Below are 17,165 nucleotides of genomic sequence, written 5' to 3'. Positions count from 1 at the left end.
GACATGGCGAACGACACCCGCACCCGCATGATCGAGGCAACGGCGCAGCTGATTGGGCAGCGCGGCTATCACGGCACCTCGCTCAACGACATACTGAGCGCCAGCGGCGCACCGCGCGGTTCGCTCTATTTCCATTTTCCGGGCGGCAAGGACCAATTGGTCATCGAGGTGACGCGCGACAGCATCGCCAAAGTGACCGAAAGGCTGGGCGAGGACCTTGCCGCCGAAACGAGCCCGGCGGTGGCCGTCCATCACATCTACCAGTCGGTTGCCCGCATGCTGGAGGACAATGAATTCACGCTCGGCTGCCCGATTGCGCCCCTTGTGCTGGATTCACCGGCGAACGTGCCGGAACTGGCCGAACTGTGCCGCTCGGCCTTCGAGCAGTGGATCGGCCTGCTGCGGCAGGCCTTCGTCAGGGCAGGGGTGCCCGAACGCCGTGCGCATGCCTTGGCGTTGCTGGTCGAATCCTCGCTGGAAGGGCTGATGGTGATTGCGCGCGCCACCCGTGATCGCGCCCCGCTGCTGGCCGTGGCCGACGAAGTCGCGGCGCTGGTCGAGTCGGCCGTGCTGGCCGGCGAAGCGCGGCAACGTGCGGAGGCCGCCGTCTGAGGCGTGAGTCCAGGGCGTCTGTTTCCGACCGGAACTTCGCAAAAACAAACGGTTAGAACGGTTTCGTGATTCTAGCGCTGAGCTCAAACAGAACGATAGGCCACATCCTGATTCGATCGGGATCGGATGGGCCCTAAGTCCCCTGGTTGGGAAAGCAGGCCTGCACTGAGGGCCGGACCATTGGCCAGCGCGGTCAGGAAGTTCGGTTTTTGGCCAGGTATGCATCTCTGCGCGCGCTCACAGTCGGCCAGTGCGGTAGAACGTCGCCATGAAAAAAGGGCGGCATTGCTGCCGCCCTTTTCGTAAGCCTAGCGAGTTGGCTGGATTAGAAGTCCATGCCGCCACTCAAGCCCGCTTGCGGGCTTGAGCATTGTTAGTTGATGGGCGTGCTTTAATGGACTTCTTAGAAGTCCATGCCGCCCATGCCGCCCATGCCGCCGCCGCCCATGCCGGCAGGCATGCCGCCGCCAGCCGACTCCTTCTTCGGAGCCTCGGCGATCATGGCTTCGGTGGTTACCAGCAGGCCGGCGACCGAGGCCGCATCCTGCAGAGCCGTACGAACGACCTTGACCGGATCGACGATACCCATGGCGATCATGTCGCCATATTCGCCAGTCTGGGCGTTGTAGCCGAAGGTCGCGCCCTTGTTGTCGAGGATCTTGCCGGCAACGATCGAAGCTTCCGCACCGGCGTTGGCCGCGATCTGGCGGGCCGGAGCCTGCAGCGCACGACGCACGATGTTGATGCCGGCGGCCTGGTCGGAGTTGGCGCCGGTGGCCTTGAGGTTGGCCGAAGCGCGCAGCAGGGCCACGCCACCGCCAGCGACAATGCCTTCTTCCACGGCCGCGCGGGTCGCGTTGAGGGCGTCATCGACGCGGTCCTTCTTTTCCTTGACTTCGACTTCCGTCGCACCGCCGACGCGGATCACCGCAACGCCGCCCGCGAGCTTCGCGAGACGTTCCTGCAGCTTCTCCTTGTCGTAGTCCGAGGTGGTCTCCTCGATCTGCTGCTTGATCTGGGCGACGCGGCCCTGGATCTCGGCCTTCTTGCCGGCGCCGTCGACGATGGTGGTGTTCTCCTTGGAGATCGACACCTTCTTGGCGCGGCCGAGCATGTTGAGGCCGACATTCTCGAGCTTGATGCCGAGGTCTTCCGAGATGACCTGGCCACCGGTGAGGATGGCGATGTCTTCCAGCATGGCCTTGCGGCGATCACCGAAGCCCGGCGCCTTGACGGCGGCGATCTTCAGGCCGCCACGCAGCTTGTTGACGACCAGCGTGGCCAGAGCCTCGCCTTCGACGTCTTCCGAGATGATGAGCAGCGGCTTGGAGGTCTGCACGACGGCCTCGAGGACCGGCAGCATCGCCTGTAGGTTGGAGAGCTTCTTCTCGTGGAGCAGGATGTAGGCGTCCTCGAGATCGGCAACCATCTTGTCGGCGTTGGTGACGAAGTAGGGCGACAGGTAGCCGCGGTCGAACTGCATGCCTTCGACGACTTCGAGTTCGGTCTCGGCGGTCTTGGCTTCCTCGACCGTGATGACGCCCTCGTTGCCGACCTTCTGCATCGCTTCGGCGATCATGGCGCCGACCGACTCGTCGCCATTGGCCGAGATCGTGCCGACCTGGGCGACTTCCTCGGAGGTCTTGATCTTCTTGGCGGCCTTGCCGAGCGCCACGACGACTTCGGTGACGGCGAGGTCGATGCCGCGCTTCAGGTCCATCGGGTTCATGCCGGCGGCAACCGCCTTGTGACCTTCCTGGACGATCGACTGCGCGAGAACCGTCGCGGTCGTGGTGCCGTCGCCGGCGATGTCGTTGGTCTTCGAAGCAACTTCGCGGACCATCTGCGCGCCCATGTTCTCGAACTTGTCCTCAAGTTCGATTTCCTTGGCGACGGTGACGCCGTCCTTGGTGATGCGCGGGGCGCCGAACGACTTGTCGATGACGACGTTGCGGCCCTTGGGGCCGAGCGTGACCTTCACCGCGTCGGCGAGGATGTTGACGCCGCGCAGCATGCGCTCACGGGCGTCGCGGGAGAATTTTACTTCTTTGGCAGCCATGTTTAGCTCCTGGCAGGGGCTTTGATCGAGCCCGCAGATTTAGATGACGGTGAGGCCGATATTCAGCCGATGATGCCCATGATGTCGGATTCCTTCATGATCAGAAGGTCTTCGCCATTGAGCTTGACTTCGGTGCCCGACCACTTGCCGAACAGGATGCGGTCGCCAGCCTTGACGTCCAGGGGGACGAGCTTGCCGGCTTCGTCGCGGGCGCCGGAACCGACGGCGATGATCTCGCCTTCCTGCGGCTTTTCCTTCGCCGTATCCGGGATGATGATCCCGCCGGCCGTCTTGGATTCGGATTCAACCCGGCGAACGACCACGCGGTCATGAAGCGGGCGGAACTTCGACTTTGCCATTTTTTCTTCCTCGAAATGAGAACGGTGAGAACTGTTCCTCCGTCCGGCGAAGCCGGACAAACCAAGCCCGGCAGCGCCGGACCCTTGGTTAGCACTCACCAATGGCGAGTGCTAACGTGCCGGTGAAATAGGCTGCTGGCTGGCGAGAGTCAAGGCGCGCGAGAGGGCGCAATGGCGCGAAATTTTGTTTGAGCAGTCGCCCGGTTTTGGAACGCGCCGATTGCTATTGGCTTTGGCCACGAAAAATGCCCGCTGCGCCGCCCAGGATCGGCGTGGGAAGATGAGGTGCCTGGCTAAATGTTCATGCCGCCCGACACTTCGATGCGTTGGGCGTTGACCCAGCGGCTGTCGTCCGACAGCAGCGAGGCGATCATCGGGCCGATATCGTCGGGCACGCCGGCGCGGCCGAGCGCGGTGACGCCTGCCACCATGCGGTTGATCTCGGCGTCGTCGCGCACATGGCCGCCGTTGAAGTCGGTTGCGATCGCGCCGGGTGCTACTGTGTTGGCGGTGATGTGGCGGGCGCCGAGTTCCTTGGCGAGATAGCGCGTGAACACCTCGATGCCGCCCTTCATCATCGCATAAGCAGATGAGCCGGGGACCGAGAAGCGCGCCAACCCGCTCGACACATTGATGATGCGGCCACCATCCGCGATCAGCGGCAGCAGCGCCTGGGTGAGGAAGAATACGCCCTTGAGGTGGATGTTCACCAGCGTGTCGAATTCCTCTTCGGTCGTCTCGGCGATGGTCTTGCGCAGGCCGGTGCCGGCATTGTTGACGAGGAAGTCGAACTGGTCGCGCTGCCAGGTCTCGCGCAGCGTGCGCTCCAGCACCTCGACGAAGGCCGGGAAGGTTGCGACCGTGCCCGTATCGAGTTGCAGCGCCGCGGCGCGGCCGCCCGCCGCCTCGATCTCCGCGACGGCCGCCTGGGCCTCATCCGCGCGGGAGCGGTAGGTAATCACCAGGTCGACGCCCTTGCGGGCGAGGCTGAGCGCGGTGTTGCGTCCCAATCCACGGCTGCCGCCGGTGATCAGGGCTATCGGGCGATTGGTCTTGGTCATGGTCGTCTCCATCGATTTGCGATGGCATCTATTTATTCTCCCGTCTGGCGGATATAATCAGGCAATAAATGCCTTCTCTATTCAAAAAAGACGAACAATCGAAAAAAATGGACAAGCTCGATAGCATGCGCCTGTTCACCCGCGTCGTGGAGCGGCGCAGCTTCACGGCCGCCGCCGCCGATCTCGGATTGCCGCGCTCCACCGCTACCTCCGCGATCAAGCAACTCGAGGAACGATTGGGCGTGCAACTCCTGCGGCGGACCACCCGCCACGTCACCACGACACTCGATGGCGAGGCCTATTATCAGCGCTGCACCGGCATCCTGGCCGACATCGAGGATGCCGAAGGCGGCTTCGGCGCGAACGAGGTTCGGGGGCGGCTGCGCGTCGACGTCAACGGCCATATGGCGCGCACCTTCATCCTGCCGGAGCTGCCGGCGCTGCTCGCCCGCCATCCGGGTCTGACCGTGCACATAGGCGAGGGGGATCGTCTGGTGGATCTGGTGCGCGAAGGCGTCGACTGCGTGATCCGCGCCGGCGTGCTTCCCGACAGCGACATGATCGTGCGCCGGCTGGGCACCGCGCGCGAGATCACCGTCGCCAGCCCCGCCTATCTCGAGCGCCACGGCGTGCCGCGCTCTCTCGACGATCTTGCCGGGCACAGGACGATCGGTTTTGTCTCCTCGCGCACCGGACAGGTAATGCCGTTGGAGTTCATGGTCGACGGCAAGGTCCGCGAGATCGTCCTGCCGTCGCTGGTCACCGTGGCCAATTCCGACACCAGCGCCACTCTGGTGCGGCTCGGCTTCGGCCTCTACCAGGCACCGCGGCTTCGTTTCGCCGAGGATCTTGCCGCGGGCAGGCTGGTCGAGGTGCTCTCCGACTACCCGCCGACAGCGACACCGATTTCGGTTCTCTATCCGCGCAGCCGGCAGTTGTCGCCGCGGGTCAGGGTGTTCGTCGACTGGCTGGTCGAGATCTTGGCGCCGAAGCTGGATCCCTGAGGTCGATCAAAGAAACAGCCGTAACTGCGCGTGAATGATCGACCGGTAATCATCAATCGTCCGCCGCCCTTCCTCCCCGTCCTGCGTCAGCGCCAGCCGCACCACCCCGCCGGCAAGCTGGAAGATCAGGAAGACCACGCGCCCGAACTGCTTGCGCTTTTCCGGATCGATGAGCGGGCCGACATGGTCGCAGAACATCCTCGCCTGCTGCCTTGTCTCGGCGATGTCGAGATTCTGCAACGCCTTGTCGGCCTGGATCGCATTCTGCAGATCCTGGATGGCGGGGTCTTCGGCGACGCGCTCATAATAATCGTCGAGCAGGCGGTCGGCCGCCGCCGTCACGTCGTCCAGCCCACGGATCTCCGCGATGATCGCACCGAAGCGGGCGCGGCTGACCTCGGAGAAGCGCTCGTAGAGCATCGCCAGGATCGCCGATTTGTTGGGAAAATAGTGATAGACGGTGGCGATCGGCCCGCCGGCCAGCGCCCCCACTTCCTTCATCGTGACGGCGTCGATGCCCTTCTCGCCGATCAGCCGCATGGTCGTCGACAGGATGGCGTCGATGCGCTCGCGGCTGCGCTCCTGCTTGGGCAGGCGCCGGGGCCTGGTCACCATTCCCCTTGCTTCCACTACATCGACCCTTTCCGACAGGTCCGAATTTCAGGTTGACAAGAAACATGATTAACTATCAGTTTCCAGAAATGCTGACAGATTGTCAGTTTTTTCGCCGTGCGGCAAGGACGTTGGGGGAGGCACCTTTGGCATCGAATGCCGGACATCAGGGGAATGGCGATTGGCTGGTCGGCAATCCGACCGGCGCCGAGCTTGCCTCGGCCCTGTGGATCGGTTCGGTCGGCCTGCTCATCCTCGGGCTCCAGCCGGTGCTGCTCGGCGCCCTCTACACCGAGGGCCATGTCAGCGGCGACGAACTTGCTTTGGTCGCCACGGCGGAGATGATTGCCATTGCCGTCGGCTCAGGCGTCGTGGCGATGCTGCTTGCAGCCCGCAACATGCGCTGGAAAAGCGCTGTCCTGCTGATCCTGCTGGCGCTGGCCAATTGGTGGACGGCCTATGCAGTCAGCCCGAATTCGCTGATCGCCACACGCGCCGTGGCCGGGCTCGCCGAGGGCGGCCTGGTGGCGGTCGCCACCGAGCTCATCGCCCGCTCGCGGCGGGCCGAACGCATCGGCGGCTATTTCGTCACCATCCAGACGCTCATGCAATGCGCGTTGGCGCTGTTGCTTGCCCTCTATGTGATTCCGGCTGCCGGGTCGGCCGGCGGCTTCATTGCGCTGGCCCTGGTTTGCCTGGCGTCCCTGGCGATCGCCTGGAAGGTGCCAGGCGACTATGCCGACCTGCCCAAGGAAGAGCACCTGGCCAATGTGCTGACGGTCCCTTCGATGACCGCGCTCCTGTCGGTCTTCTGCTACTTCATGTTCTTCGGCGCGGTCTGGGCTTTTCTGGAGCCGCTTGGCGCGCAGTACGGCATCGATGGACGCACCGTCGGCCTGATCGTCTCGGCCAGCCTCGCGGTTCAGGTTCTGGGCGCGATGACGGCGACCGTGTTCGAGGCGCGCATCGACTATCGCCTTGCGATCGCGGCGATCGGCGCTGTCGCGCTTGTCAGCTCGCTGGTGCTCGCCGGCGGACCGGGCCTGACGACCTTCTGGGTCGCGGCTTTGGTCATGGGCTTCATCCTCCTGTTCATCGTGCCCTACCAGATCCGGCTGGCGATTACCGCGGATGAGACGCGCACGGCCGTGCTGCTGGTGCCGGCCGCACAGCTCTTCGGCCTGGCCATCGGCCCGATCGCGGCATCGCTGCTTATCGAAGGCAAGGATTTTCGCCCGGTGCCGGAATTCGCCGCCGCCAGCGCGCTTGCCAGCGTGGTACTGCTCGGCCTGTTCGTCCTCGTGTCGCGGCGCCGCCGCGTAGCAGCATGATCCCGAAAAGTGGAAACCGGTTTTCGGAAGAGATCATGCTCCAACAAAAGGCCTGAGGAGGAGGAGGCGCCATGTCGAACAGTTGGAGCAACTGGTCCGGCTTCGTCCGCGCCGAGCCAAAACTGATCGCCACCCCGTCCGACACGAATGAGCTCGCCGATCTGGTGCGCACCGCGCCCGGCCCGCTGCGTGTCGTCGGCGCCGGCCATTCCTTCACCCCGCTGGTGAAGTCCGAAGGCACGATTGTCTCGCTGGAGAAGATCGAAGGGCTGGTGTCGCATGATGCGGCAAAACATCAGGCACGCGTGCGGACAGGGACCAGGCTCGGCCCGCTGATGCACCTGCTGCAAGGCATCGGCCAGGGCCTGCCCAACATGGGCGACATCGACCGCCAGGCAATCGGCGGCGCGCTCGGCACCGCCACCCATGGCTCCGGGCCGACGCTCGGCGCCTATCACACGCAACTGGAGACGGTGCAGATTGTCGACGGGCTGGGCAAGCTGCGCGAATACTCCAGGTCAGGGGATCAGGAGACGATCCAGGCCATTGGCGTCGCGCTCGGTGCCTTCGGCGTCTTGACCGAGGTGACATTGAACAACATCGCCAGCTATCGGCTACGTCGCCGCAAATCGGTGCTGCCGATCGCCGACATGTTGCGCGACTTCGAGACGATGATGCGCGCGCATCGCTCGGCCGAGTTCTACTACATTCCGTTTTCCGGCTATGCGCAGTTCATCGCCAGCGATCTGAGCGATACAGCGACGACGCCACGGCCGACCGAGGACGACGAGGCAGGCCTTCGGACCCTGCGCCGACTGCGCACCGCGCTCCGCTGGCTGCCGTCGATGCGCCGCCGGCTGATCCTGGGCGCCATCGCCAAACTGCCGGCCGAGGACTACGTGCAGGACTGGCTCAACGTCTATGCCAGCGACCGGCAAACCCGGTTCAACGAGATGGAATATCATCTGCCCTTCGAGGAGGGCCCAAAGGCGCTGGCCGAAATCATCGAACTGACCGAGAAGCGCTTTCCCGAAATCTATTTCCCGATGGAGGTGCGCTCGGTGGCAGCAGACGAATTCTGGCTGTCACCGTTCTACAAAAGGCCGACCTGTTCGATCGCCATCCACCACGATGCCGCGAACGATCCGCTGCCGTTCATGCGGGCGGCCGAGCCGATCTTCTTGAAATACGGCGGCAGGCCGCATTGGGGCAAGATGCACAGCCTGAAGGCGGCGGATTTCAAGAAACTCTATCCGCGCTGGGACGAGGCGATGGCAGTGCGCCGCGACATCGATCCGCAAAACCGCTTCGTCTCGCCCTATATGGCCAGCGTGTTCGGCATCGAGACATGAGCGCCTATTTCGCCGTGCTGTCGGACGCGCTGAAGGAGGCCGGCATTTTCCAGCCGTGCCTGCTGCTCGACCGCGACAGGCTGGACGACAACATCGCGCTGGTAAAGGAGCGACTGGACCCCGGCCTTGCCGTGCGGCTGGTCGACAAATCGCTGGCTTGCGTGCCGTTGCTGTCGCACATCGCCAAGGCGCTCGGCACCCATCGCTTCATGACCTTTCATCCACCGGTCACGCAGGCCGTGCTCGACGCCTTTCCGGATGCCGACATGTTCTATGGCAAGCCGATGCCGGTCGGCGCGGCGAGGGCCATGCTGATGAGAGGCGGCGGGGAGTGGTCGCGCGTCTGCTGGCTGTTCGACACAAAAGAGCGGCTGGCCGAGTATGGCGCGCTGGCCGCCGAACTCGGCATCGAATTGCGCTTCGCCTTCGAGGTCGATGTCGGGCTGCACCGCGGCGGCTTTGCCAGCCCTGAGGCACTGAAGGCGCTATCGATTCCAGAACGGCTGCACTGCGAAGGCATCATGGCCTACGAGGCGCATGCACCCGAGATTCCCGGCCTGTTCGGCGGCCAGGCCGGCGCGTTGAAAAAGGCCTCGGCACTGGCCGAAGAGTTCGCCGATTGCCTCGGCGAGGACCAGCGCCGCATCCTCAACATCGGCGGCTCGAAGACGGCGCTGCTCCACAATGGCGGGGTGGCCAATGAAGTGTCGATCGGCTCCGCCTTCGTCCTGCCCAGCGATTTCGACAAGCCCGGGCTCGCCGGGTTCCAGCCGGCGGCGTTCATCGCGACGCCGATCCTGAAGGCGGTTGGGCCGGTGCTGCCCGGCCCGGCGGCACTGTCGCGGATATTGCAGGCACTCGGCCTGTTCCCGCGCCAGGGTTGCTATCTCTATGGCGGCAAATGGATGGCCGAGCCGGTGTTTCCCGAGGGCATGAAGACCAACGGCTTGATCGGCTTGTCCTCCAACCAGCAGTTCATGGGTCTGCCCGCCAGTGCCACGGTCAAGCCCGGCGACTATGCTTTCCTGCGGCCGACACAGAGCGAGGCCGTGCTGCAGCATTTCGGCTCGATCGCGGTGCTTTCCGGCGGCAGGATTGTCGATCGCTGGCCGGCTCTGCCGATGGGGTGAGCCGCTTCTCAGCGCTCGCGATTGGCGATGGCCTCCACGATGTCGTCATCCTGGGGCGAAGCAAGGAGTGAAGCGACGTCGCGGAGACCGCAGGATCCGTGCCGTGACGTCTGAGCTCCGCTGCGGTTCGGAATCTAAACGCATTGCGTGAACAGCATTGCGTTCTGGGCCGCTCTGCTCTCCGGCAGCCGTAACGGCATGGATCCCAGGGTCTCCGCGACGTCGCTTCGCTCCTGCTACGCCGACGGGCTGAGCATCAATTCAACGACCGGAGAAATCTTCGGCACACCGACCGGCACCGGCGTTTCTCCGGGTATCGTGGTGCGCGTCACCGATGACATCGACCAGACCGACGACCTGCCGTCGTTCACCATCACGGTGCGCAATTCGCTTATCCGCCTGGTCGACCAGCGCAGCCATATAGGCGCGGCGACCTTCACGCTGGATGACGTCGAGTGCGGACAGGAGCACGCCAGCCGCGTGATTGCCGTCGCGGCCACTGGCGCCGGTGTCTCGCACGAAGTTTCCGGCATGGTCATTGCCAGCGCCACGGGCCTTGGTGTCGCTACGACGAACGATCGCTCGGCGGCCATCTATTTCGCGGCCACGCCAACCGGCGAAACCGCCGACATCGACGTCACCGTCTCCAACATCAACATCTTCGTGCAGTTCGAGGTGTTTTCTCTCTACGGGGTCGATGCCACCGTCTTCGATAGCGACACCCTAGTCGATGCCAGCGGCCTCAACGACAGCTTCAATGCGTCGGTCAGTGCCGATGACGACGGTATCGTACTGGCCGGCTTCTGCAGCAACAACAACAGCGCCAGCGTCACATGGACCAATCTTGACGAGATCAGCGATGTCGACACGGCCGGCTTTGCCAATGAACGGCATTCGACGGCCGGATTGATGGACAGCGCTGCCGGGACGCTATCAGTCACGGTCGAGACCAGCGCCGCCACGGGCGGATCACTGGTGGTCGTGTCGTTCGCCGGGCTTTGACCGCAATCTGCTGATCTGCCAGCGCTCTCAGCATAGTCAATCTTTCGGTTTGCGAAGCAAGGTTTCAAAGAAACTCGACTGGACCTTCGGCAGCCGACGATAGACCCGGTGCCATCGCTCCAACGGATAGTCACCCTCGCGGATGATGATTCCCTCGAATGGTACCTTCGAGACTTTCCAGGCCTTGAGGTAGAAGTGTCCTTCTGGACGTACAAGGCGGTAGATCTCCGACAAGTAACATTCGATCTGGTCGATCCGCATTTCATGCAGGGATGAGATGTTGATGAACAGATCGACAGTGGAATCGGGCAAAAGTGAAAGTTGGTGAGGCAACAGAAAGGCAAGTGCGGATGCTTCGAATTCCTCTCGAACGGTTTCGAAATCGTCGAAGGGACGAAAGCGGAAATGCTTCCTGTCCGGAAACACCTGGCAGAGATATTCCTGGGCGACCCCGAGCGCAGGCGGGATATCAACCATGATGTATCTGACGGTCGGACGCAGCGAAGCAATGACGAACGCTGTTCGACCATAGCCGCCACCAAGCTCACAAATCGTACCCGCCGCGACCGGTTCGATCGATTTATATTCCAGGATTGAATTTGCGAGATCCTGAGAAACAATTCCTCCGCCGATGCGGATAGCCGGCGGATTGCCGATTGATGGCTCCGACAGGGCCGCAATTTCTTCCGGAAATTCCTGCTCCGCATATTGCCAGACGAGCCGGGTGAGAAAGTTCAGGGCGAAGCCCTCGAGCAACGGAATATGGCGATGCTTGAAGGGAGACAGGACCCCAAGCGCGGCCCGGAGCGAAGCTGCGAGCGGAAGGTGGCCGACCAAAAAACGAATTTGAGGATCCCAAGGCAGAACCCGCATCCATGTGAAATAGTCCTTGGCTAGCGTCCGTTTGAAATTCGCGATGCCGGACGATGCTGTGCGCTCGGCATGCCGCCGGTTCAAGTCTTGCCAGAACTTCGAAGGCTGCATCTCTGCGGGGGCCGCCTTCATCTCATCGAACATCGACCGCAGCGCGGCGCTGAAGCTGTCAGTCACAAGAATATCCTCCCTCACCGAGCGACAGTGCTTCAACAGAACAGAGAACACAACTTCCGAGATCGCTGAAAGGTAAACGGCCATGGCGCGCAATCGCGCGAACGGGCTTCGCTCGACAAACTGCTGGTGCATGAAGGCGGCTACGTCAACCATCCCAAGGATCCGGGCGGGCCGACCAATAAGGGCGTCACCCAGCGCATCTATGACGCCTATCGCAAGGGCAAGGGCAAGACACGCGCTCGGTGAAAAACATCACCATGGGCGAGGTCTATGAGATCTACGACCGACAGTATTGGGACGCCTTCGAGGGTGACCTTCTACCCGATGGCTTCGACTATGTCGTACTCAACGGCGCGGGCAATTCCGGTGTCAGCCAGTCGATCAAATGGCTGCAGCGCGCGCTCGGGCCGCTCTACAAGGGAGCCATCGACGGCGTCATGGGCTTTTCGACGCTTGATGCGCTGAAGGGCGTCAACAACCACGACGCCCTGATCGCCAGGATCTGCGACCAGCGGCTGAATTTCCTGCGCCATCTGAAAACCTGCCCTGGGATGACGAAGGTTGTGGTCGCCGCTCCGCATTTACTTGACTTCGTCAACTAAATGCTCGATCCTGTCTCCGACAGGAGAATGCCATGACTCTTCACCATCAACCCGGCAAAGAACGCATCGACGCGGTGCGGGCCTTCAATCGCTTCTACACCCGCCAGATCGGCCTGCTCGACGAAGGGCTGCTGAAGAGCGCCTTCTCGCTGACCGAAGCGCGGGTGCTCTACGAACTGGCGCATCGCGATGGCCTGACCGCCACCGACCTTGTCCGCGACCTTGCGCTTGACCCCGGCTATCTCAGCCGGTTGCTGAAGAAATTTGAGGAGCGAGGCCTGGTCGAGCGCGCCGCCATCGAAGCCGATGCGCGGCGCTCGTCGATTGCGCTGACGCCCGCCGGACGGCAGGCCTTCGCGCCGCTGAACCGGGATTCGCACGACCAGGTCGCGGCTTTGCTCGATCGGCTGGCGGCATCGGACCAGGACAGGCTGGTCAAGGCCATGCAGACGGTGCAGCGCCTGCTGGGCGGCGACAATGCCGAGCCGAAAATTCCCTACATGCTGCGGCCGCTGCAGGTCGGCGATATAGGCTGGATCGTGCGTCGCCAGGGCATGCTCTACGCGCAGGATTATGGCTGGGACGAAACCTACGAGGCGTTGGTTGCCGAGATCCTTGCGGCGTTCGTCAAATCCTTCGACCCGAAATGGGAGCGCAGCTGGATCGCCGAGCGGGAAGGGGAGGTCGTCGGCTCGGTCTTCGTCGTGCGCAAGTCGGACGAGGTGGCGAAGCTTCGCCTACTCTATGTCGAGCCTTCGGCGCGCGGGCTGGGGATTGGCAAGCGACTGGTCGATGAATGCGTGAGCTTTGCCCGCGCCAAGGGCTACAAGACGATGACGCTTTGGACCAACGACATCCTGGTCTCGGCGCGCCGCATCTATGAGGCGGTGGGCTTCAAGCTCGCCGAGGAAGAGCGCCACCATTCCTTCGGCAAGGATCTGGTCGGCCAGAACTGGAATTTGGAATTGTAGAGTTGGTCCGGCCCTTCGCTATGGCTTCGGGCGTTCGTCGCTTCAATCGACAAATCGTTGTCGATTGATCGGCCTACGGCCGACCGCTCCTCACCCCTTCACCGGGATCCAGATCTCCAGCCCGCCATTGCCGCTGCGCGGATCGAATTCGGGGCCGTAGCGCTCGAACTCCGGCGCGTCCGCGATCTCGTGGCCGGAGGCCGGCAGCCATTTGTTCCAAATCGTGTTGACCGTGCGGCGGATGGTCGAGATGTGCTCGCGATGCGAAAACACGGCGTATTTCTGCGCCGGCACGCGCACGCGAAAAAACTCCTTTGGCAGGTCGGCGAAATCCGAGACCTCGACGCCGGCGATATAGTCGAAATTGCCGGCATCATCGCCGTTGACGCAGACGCCGTAGGCGACATCGCCGATCTCGCCCGGAATGTTGCCGACATAGGGACCGAAACGCTGCCACTGCATCGGGATCGCGGCGCTGCTCTCGCAGCTGTAGCGTTCGCCGAGGCCGGCGACGAGGAAGGGTCGGCTGGTCTCGAAGCGCGGCGGCTCGAGGCTGGCAAGCAGGGACTGGTTCATCAGGATCGGCTCCACGAGATCGAGATTGTCGAGGCTGCCTTGCACGCGCACCAGCTCCGGCGTGGTGGCGAACTGGTCGCGGAAGGCGCGGGTGAAGGCCTCATGCGAGTTGTAGCCGGCGTCGAGCGCGACCGAGAGGATGTCGGGCGCGCCGGCGGCGAGCTTGCGCGCCGCCTCGCTCAGCCGCCGCGCCCGCATATAGCCCATCACCGAACGGCCGGTCGCGGCGCCGAAGGCGCGCGTCACATGGAAGCGCGACACGCCGCTGCTTTGCGCGACATCGTCGAGCGACACCGCTTCCGGCAGATGGCTTTCGACGAACCACAGCGCTTTTTCGGTCGGGTTCATTTTCTCCTCGCATTGGCCGGGATCATGCTGCCGTTTCCTGGCGCGGCCAGTTTGATCGAAATTGCGCAGTGCGCAAAATCGAAACGACGCTGATCGCCATGGCGGTCATTTTTCCTGCGGGGCCTTGCTGCGGTTGTTCCTCCGTCACCGCCCGCAAAACCGCCCCGAAGGTCAACTTGACCAATCACAAGGCCGACGACATTGTGGACGTGCAATTCGTAGCCAAGTGGTCGTGTGGCAATGGATTTTCGCGACGCCATCGATAGATCGCTGGCCTGGGCCGGCGGATGGTTCGACTATGCCGCCACGCCGTGGTTCGTCTATCAGGCCGCCATCATTGTCTCGCTGTTCCTGGTGGCGAAGCTCGCGGCGCTGCGGGTCGAGCCGCTGGTCGAGAACCAAGCACGCCAGATCAAAGGCCATCCCGGACTGCTGAGGGTCGTCATCGCGCTGCTGCGGCGCACCGACTGGATCCTGTTCACGATCCTGCTGTTTGCCGCGCTCAACCTGTTGCGCGCCATCACCTGGCCGAGCCGCACCCATCTCCTGCTCGTCGCGCTGCTGCTCTCGCTGGCGTGGCTGTTCGCGACCGTGCTGTCGCGCATCATCCGCAACCGCCTCGTCGCGCGCACGCTCGGCTGGCTGGCCTGGATCTACGCGGCCCTCGTCATACTGGGCGTCGGCGACGAGGCAGCCGCTTTCCTCGACAGCGTCGCAATCCCTCTGGGCGCGGTTCGCCTTTCGGCGCTGATGGTGCTGAAGGCGGCGCTGCTCTTGATCGCCACCGTCTGGCTTGCGGTGGTCACCGGCAATTACATCGATGAGCGCGTCCGCGTCTCCGAGGAGCTGACGCCGTCGATCCGCGTCCTCGTCGGCAAGGTCGCCAAGATCGGTCTCGTGCTGGTGGCAGGCGCCGTGGCACTCTCCGCCGTCGGTCTCGACCTGACGGCGCTGACGGTGTTTTCCGGTGCTGTCGGCGTCGGTCTCGCTTTCGGGCTGCAGAAGGTCGTCTCGAATTTCGTCTCCGGCGTGATCATCCTGCTCGACAAGTCGATCAAGCCCGGCGACACCATTTCGCTCGAAGGCACCTTCGGCTGGATCCGCGAATTGCGGGCGCGCTTTGTCTCGGTGGTGACGCGCGACGGCCGCGAATTCCTGATCCCCAACGAGGACTTCATCACCCAGAGGGTCATCAACTGGTCGTTCAGCGACAACCTCGTGCGCCTCGACGTGAACTTCGGCGTCTCCTACGATGCCGATCCGCACAAGGTCAGCGAACTGGCGATAGAGGCCGCGATCACAGTCGGCCGGGTCGACGCCGACCGGAGGCCGGTCTGCTGGCTGACCGACTTCGGCGACTCCTCGCTGAACTTCGTCCTGCGCTTCTGGATCCGCGACCCCCAGCAAGGCCTGACCAACGTGCGCGGAAAGGTGCTGCTGGCGCTGTGGGACACATTCAAGGCAAACGGCATAAGCATTCCCTATCCGCATCGCGAGATCATCATGAGAGAGGCGGACGGGCGCTGAGGGTGTGGGCGCGGTGTTCACCGCCAAGGGGGGGCGGCAGGGACGTCGGCACATCAAATCAAACGGTTGCTTTCCGCAGTTTGACGCGCCCGCCGCACCGTGCCGTCGGTGTCGGCGATCTTTCGTCTTGCGGCTTCGTCGCTTCTGATCGTCAGCCGCTTCGACAGGACTTTGGTGGCCTCGACGATCGGCTCGACCGTTACAACTGGGGCGTCCGGGGTTTTCATGAATCTCATGCTTGTTGTCCTTTCTGGCAAAAAATGAAAGCAGGCGCGGAGCGGCTGTCCGCTCCGGCACCTTATGCACGGCGACAAAGTTACTTTCGCACGACCCAGGCCAGCAGCGCCGATTCAAAATCGGAGTTGCCGGTATAGTCACGGATCAAAAGCGCGGCGTATCCTTGCCACTGATCCTCGGGGATCCGATTTTCGATGACCGACGTTCTGAAGGCGTCGCGCAGGATATTGCAGTCAAAAGTCGAGATCATATCGGCCGAATGATCATTGTCCATGATGCAGCTCCCATTTAGGGGGCGGGAGTACGGTGGACGCTCTCAAGCGCCGGTGCCCTTGTTCTGGCCGGCGACCACGGGACTGTACGCCCCCGACCGCTGGTTAGCGAATCATTCCGGCAGATTTGTCCTTTGGTGCATCAGCACAAGTCAGCGGCCGGCCTCTTCCCGCCGCTTGAAGTCTTGATCGTTCAGCCGGCCGACTATCTCGTCCGCTTCGCCGGCATTGATGCCGACCATGACCTTGTGATCGGACTCGGCGGGCTGGCCGGTGAAGACGTCGAAAACGGTCCAGCTGTCCGGATGGTCCATGCGAAGCGCGTAGCGGTTTGCCATAGTCCGCGTCCTTTTCGTTTTCGCCCGCCACCGACCGGTTTAGGCCTGCAGAATGAAAAACACTGCCGCCAGGACAGTGACTGTCCACAACACCACGCCCAGCTTCAAAGCCAGGCCCCCGTGCGAGGAGAGACCCTCCCGCATACGGGCCGACAGGTTCGTGATGCTGCTGGATCTGGCCGGCGTCGCCGCAACGGCGACCGGCGGCTTGACCCCAAGCCTGCCGAATACCGGAAGCAGTGTCGGTTCACGCACGGCCTTCTCCTGGCGCCAAAGTCTCAGTACCCCATCCCGCCCATGCCGCCGCCGCCGGGTGAAGGCGCGGCATCCTTGGCCGGAATGTCGGTGATCATGGCTTCAGCGGTGATCAGAAGCGCGGCGATCGAGCCGGCATCCTGCAGTGCCGTGCGCACCACCTTGGCCGGATCGACGATGCCGGCCTTGATCATGTCGACATAGACCTCGTTCTGGGCATCGAAGCCCTGATTGTGATCCTTGCTGTCGGCGAGCTTGCCGACGACGATCGAACCCTCGACGCCGGAATTCTCGGCGATCTGGCGGATCGGCGCCTCGAGCGCCCTGAGCACGATCGAGATGCCGGCCGTCACATCGGCATTGGCGCCGGTCAGGCCCTTGAGCGCCGACCTCGCCCGCAGCAGCGCCACGCCGCCGCCCGGAACGATGCCTTCCTCGACAGCCGCGCGCGTGGCGTTCAGCGCGTC

At 63.2% G+C, this 17,165-nt stretch carries 22 protein-coding genes; 10 read left to right on the top strand and 12 right to left on the bottom strand.

The features are described from left to right. The first annotated feature begins 3 nt into the window (after positions 1–3). A complete protein-coding gene (locus tag AC04SI_RS29585) occupies positions 4–612 on the top strand; it encodes a TetR/AcrR family transcriptional regulator (protein ID WP_404283154.1) in 609 nt (202 codons plus the stop codon). Positions 613–1,015: 403 nt separating this feature from the next. Here AC04SI_RS29585 and groL read toward each other — a convergent pair whose 3' ends face one another. From groL to AC04SI_RS29570, 3 genes are all read right to left on the bottom strand, one after another. After that, positions 1,016–2,671 (bottom strand): chaperonin GroEL, encoded by a 1,656-nt coding sequence (groL, locus tag AC04SI_RS29580; protein WP_404283152.1) that lies wholly within the window; start codon positions 2,669–2,671, stop codon positions 1,016–1,018. 62 nt (positions 2,672–2,733) lie between these two features. Beyond that, positions 2,734–3,030, bottom strand: coding sequence for a co-chaperone GroES (gene groES / locus AC04SI_RS29575; protein ID WP_006203049.1), 297 nt, complete (start codon positions 3,028–3,030; stop codon positions 2,734–2,736). A gap of 293 nt (positions 3,031–3,323) precedes the next feature. Then, the gene (locus AC04SI_RS29570; RefSeq protein WP_404283148.1) at positions 3,324–4,091 is read right to left on the bottom strand and encodes an SDR family NAD(P)-dependent oxidoreductase; all 768 of its coding nucleotides are present in this window, start codon (positions 4,089–4,091) and stop codon (positions 3,324–3,326) included. A gap of 107 nt (positions 4,092–4,198) precedes the next feature. On the opposite strand from AC04SI_RS29570, the gene AC04SI_RS29565 reads away from it, so the two are divergent. After that, positions 4,199–5,095: a LysR family transcriptional regulator gene (locus AC04SI_RS29565; RefSeq protein ID WP_404283146.1), complete on the top strand. Its 897-nt coding sequence runs from the start codon at positions 4,199–4,201 to the stop codon at positions 5,093–5,095. Between the two features lie 6 nt (positions 5,096–5,101). Here AC04SI_RS29565 and AC04SI_RS29560 read toward each other — a convergent pair whose 3' ends face one another. After that, a complete protein-coding gene (locus AC04SI_RS29560; RefSeq protein WP_404283144.1) occupies positions 5,102–5,710 on the bottom strand; it encodes a TetR/AcrR family transcriptional regulator in 609 nt (202 codons plus the stop codon). Between the two features lie 143 nt (positions 5,711–5,853). Here AC04SI_RS29560 and AC04SI_RS29555 point away from each other — a divergent pair, with 143 nt between their 5' ends. The 4 genes from AC04SI_RS29555 to AC04SI_RS29540 all read left to right on the top strand — a co-directional run bounded on the left by AC04SI_RS29555 (position 5,854) and on the right by AC04SI_RS29540 (position 10,522). Further along, positions 5,854–7,038 carry an MFS transporter gene (locus tag AC04SI_RS29555; RefSeq protein ID WP_404283143.1) on the top strand — a complete coding sequence of 395 codons (1,185 nt, stop codon included), beginning with the start codon at positions 5,854–5,856 and terminating at the stop codon, positions 7,036–7,038. A gap of 71 nt (positions 7,039–7,109) precedes the next feature. Beyond that, complete coding sequence (locus AC04SI_RS29550) at positions 7,110–8,390, top strand: D-arabinono-1,4-lactone oxidase (RefSeq protein WP_488475412.1); 1,281 nt, start codon at positions 7,110–7,112, stop codon at positions 8,388–8,390. Then, positions 8,387–9,520: an alanine racemase gene (locus tag AC04SI_RS29545; protein WP_404283139.1), complete on the top strand. Its 1,134-nt coding sequence runs from the start codon at positions 8,387–8,389 to the stop codon at positions 9,518–9,520. Before AC04SI_RS29550 ends, AC04SI_RS29545 begins: the two co-directional genes overlap by 4 nt. 147 nt (positions 9,521–9,667) lie before the next feature. Continuing rightward, positions 9,668–10,522 carry a hypothetical protein gene (locus AC04SI_RS29540; RefSeq protein ID WP_404283137.1) on the top strand — a complete coding sequence of 285 codons (855 nt, stop codon included), beginning with the start codon at positions 9,668–9,670 and terminating at the stop codon, positions 10,520–10,522. Between the two features lie 36 nt (positions 10,523–10,558). Here AC04SI_RS29540 and AC04SI_RS29535 read toward each other — a convergent pair whose 3' ends face one another. Continuing rightward, positions 10,559–11,725, bottom strand: coding sequence for a putative sugar O-methyltransferase (locus AC04SI_RS29535; RefSeq protein WP_488475411.1), 1,167 nt, complete (start codon positions 11,723–11,725; stop codon positions 10,559–10,561). Between AC04SI_RS29535 and AC04SI_RS29530 the strand changes: the two genes are divergently transcribed. The 3 genes from AC04SI_RS29530 to AC04SI_RS29520 are packed head-to-tail and all read left to right on the top strand — an operon-like array spanning position 11,699 to position 13,145. Next, complete coding sequence (locus AC04SI_RS29530; protein ID WP_488475410.1) at positions 11,699–11,818, top strand: glycosyl hydrolase 108 family protein; 120 nt, start codon at positions 11,699–11,701, stop codon at positions 11,816–11,818. The two genes, AC04SI_RS29535 and AC04SI_RS29530, sit on opposite strands and share 27 nt — an antisense overlap. Further along, entirely contained in the window at positions 11,815–12,174 is a 360-nt protein-coding gene (locus AC04SI_RS29525; protein WP_488475409.1) for a putative peptidoglycan-binding domain-containing protein, read from the top strand. Before AC04SI_RS29530 ends, AC04SI_RS29525 begins: the two co-directional genes overlap by 4 nt. A gap of 32 nt (positions 12,175–12,206) precedes the next feature. Then, positions 12,207–13,145, top strand: a complete 939-nt coding sequence (locus AC04SI_RS29520; RefSeq protein ID WP_404283132.1) for a bifunctional helix-turn-helix transcriptional regulator/GNAT family N-acetyltransferase — start codon at positions 12,207–12,209, stop codon at positions 13,143–13,145. 90 nt (positions 13,146–13,235) lie between these two features. Here the strand turns inward: AC04SI_RS29520 and AC04SI_RS29515 are convergent, their stop codons facing one another. Both AC04SI_RS29515 and AC04SI_RS29510 read right to left on the bottom strand, forming a co-directional pair. Further along, a complete protein-coding gene (locus AC04SI_RS29515) occupies positions 13,236–14,069 on the bottom strand; it encodes a GyrI-like domain-containing protein (protein WP_404283130.1) in 834 nt (277 codons plus the stop codon). After that, the gene (locus AC04SI_RS29510; RefSeq protein ID WP_404283129.1) at positions 14,066–14,329 is read right to left on the bottom strand and encodes a hypothetical protein; all 264 of its coding nucleotides are present in this window, start codon (positions 14,327–14,329) and stop codon (positions 14,066–14,068) included. Before AC04SI_RS29510 ends, AC04SI_RS29515 begins: the two co-directional genes overlap by 4 nt. On the opposite strand from AC04SI_RS29510, the gene AC04SI_RS29505 reads away from it, so the two are divergent. Next, the gene (locus tag AC04SI_RS29505; RefSeq protein WP_404283128.1) at positions 14,310–15,596 is read left to right on the top strand and encodes a mechanosensitive ion channel family protein; all 1,287 of its coding nucleotides are present in this window, start codon (positions 14,310–14,312) and stop codon (positions 15,594–15,596) included. The genes AC04SI_RS29510 and AC04SI_RS29505 overlap by 20 nt on opposite strands. Before the next feature lie 53 nt (positions 15,597–15,649). Here AC04SI_RS29505 and AC04SI_RS29500 read toward each other — a convergent pair whose 3' ends face one another. The 5 genes from AC04SI_RS29500 to AC04SI_RS29480 form a co-directional block, all read right to left on the bottom strand. Then, positions 15,650–15,823: a hypothetical protein gene (locus AC04SI_RS29500; protein ID WP_246800796.1), complete on the bottom strand. Its 174-nt coding sequence runs from the start codon at positions 15,821–15,823 to the stop codon at positions 15,650–15,652. An 89-nt stretch (positions 15,824–15,912) separates the two neighbouring features. After that, positions 15,913–16,107 (bottom strand): hypothetical protein, encoded by a 195-nt coding sequence (locus AC04SI_RS29495; protein ID WP_404283127.1) that lies wholly within the window; start codon positions 16,105–16,107, stop codon positions 15,913–15,915. A gap of 150 nt (positions 16,108–16,257) precedes the next feature. Then, positions 16,258–16,443, bottom strand: coding sequence for a hypothetical protein (locus tag AC04SI_RS29490; protein WP_404283126.1), 186 nt, complete (start codon positions 16,441–16,443; stop codon positions 16,258–16,260). A 39-nt stretch (positions 16,444–16,482) separates the two neighbouring features. Next, a complete protein-coding gene (locus AC04SI_RS29485; protein ID WP_404283125.1) occupies positions 16,483–16,698 on the bottom strand; it encodes a hypothetical protein in 216 nt (71 codons plus the stop codon). Positions 16,699–16,721: 23 nt separating this feature from the next. Next, on the bottom strand, positions 16,722–17,165 hold a 444-nt coding region (locus AC04SI_RS29480), incomplete at its 5' end, for a TCP-1/cpn60 chaperonin family protein (RefSeq protein ID WP_488475408.1).

This window comes from Mesorhizobium sp. CNPSo 4689, from assembly GCF_057784325.1.
Note: the sequence above shows the minus strand (reverse complement) of the source record. Positions and strands in the feature narration are given on the sequence as shown.

Excerpts from the sequence above, each read along its gene's own strand:
- AC04SI_RS29585 (WP_404283154.1), top strand. The coding sequence starts at position 4 with ATGGCGAACGACACCCGCACCCGCATGATCGAGGCAACGGCGCAGCTG.
- groL (WP_404283152.1), bottom strand. The coding sequence starts at position 2,671 with ATGGCTGCCAAAGAAGTAAAATTCTCCCGCGACGCCCGTGAGCGCATG.
- groES (WP_006203049.1), bottom strand. The coding sequence starts at position 3,030 with ATGGCAAAGTCGAAGTTCCGCCCGCTTCATGACCGCGTGGTCGTTCGC.
- AC04SI_RS29570 (WP_404283148.1), bottom strand. The coding sequence starts at position 4,091 with ATGACCAAGACCAATCGCCCGATAGCCCTGATCACCGGCGGCAGCCGT.
- AC04SI_RS29565 (WP_404283146.1), top strand. The coding sequence starts at position 4,199 with ATGGACAAGCTCGATAGCATGCGCCTGTTCACCCGCGTCGTGGAGCGG.
- AC04SI_RS29560 (WP_404283144.1), bottom strand. The coding sequence starts at position 5,710 with ATGGTGACCAGGCCCCGGCGCCTGCCCAAGCAGGAGCGCAGCCGCGAG.
- AC04SI_RS29550 (WP_488475412.1), top strand. The coding sequence starts at position 7,110 with ATGTCGAACAGTTGGAGCAACTGGTCCGGCTTCGTCCGCGCCGAGCCA.
- AC04SI_RS29545 (WP_404283139.1), top strand. The coding sequence starts at position 8,387 with ATGAGCGCCTATTTCGCCGTGCTGTCGGACGCGCTGAAGGAGGCCGGC.
- AC04SI_RS29535 (WP_488475411.1), bottom strand. The coding sequence starts at position 11,725 with ATGGTTGACGTAGCCGCCTTCATGCACCAGCAGTTTGTCGAGCGAAGC.
- AC04SI_RS29520 (WP_404283132.1), top strand. The coding sequence starts at position 12,207 with ATGACTCTTCACCATCAACCCGGCAAAGAACGCATCGACGCGGTGCGG.
- AC04SI_RS29515 (WP_404283130.1), bottom strand. The coding sequence starts at position 14,069 with ATGAACCCGACCGAAAAAGCGCTGTGGTTCGTCGAAAGCCATCTGCCG.
- AC04SI_RS29505 (WP_404283128.1), top strand. The coding sequence starts at position 14,310 with ATGGATTTTCGCGACGCCATCGATAGATCGCTGGCCTGGGCCGGCGGA.
- AC04SI_RS29510 (WP_404283129.1), bottom strand. The coding sequence starts at position 14,329 with ATGGCGTCGCGAAAATCCATTGCCACACGACCACTTGGCTACGAATTG.
- AC04SI_RS29500 (WP_246800796.1), bottom strand. The coding sequence starts at position 15,823 with ATGAAAACCCCGGACGCCCCAGTTGTAACGGTCGAGCCGATCGTCGAG.
- AC04SI_RS29495 (WP_404283127.1), bottom strand. The coding sequence starts at position 16,107 with ATGGACAATGATCATTCGGCCGATATGATCTCGACTTTTGACTGCAAT.
- AC04SI_RS29490 (WP_404283126.1), bottom strand. The coding sequence starts at position 16,443 with ATGGCAAACCGCTACGCGCTTCGCATGGACCATCCGGACAGCTGGACC.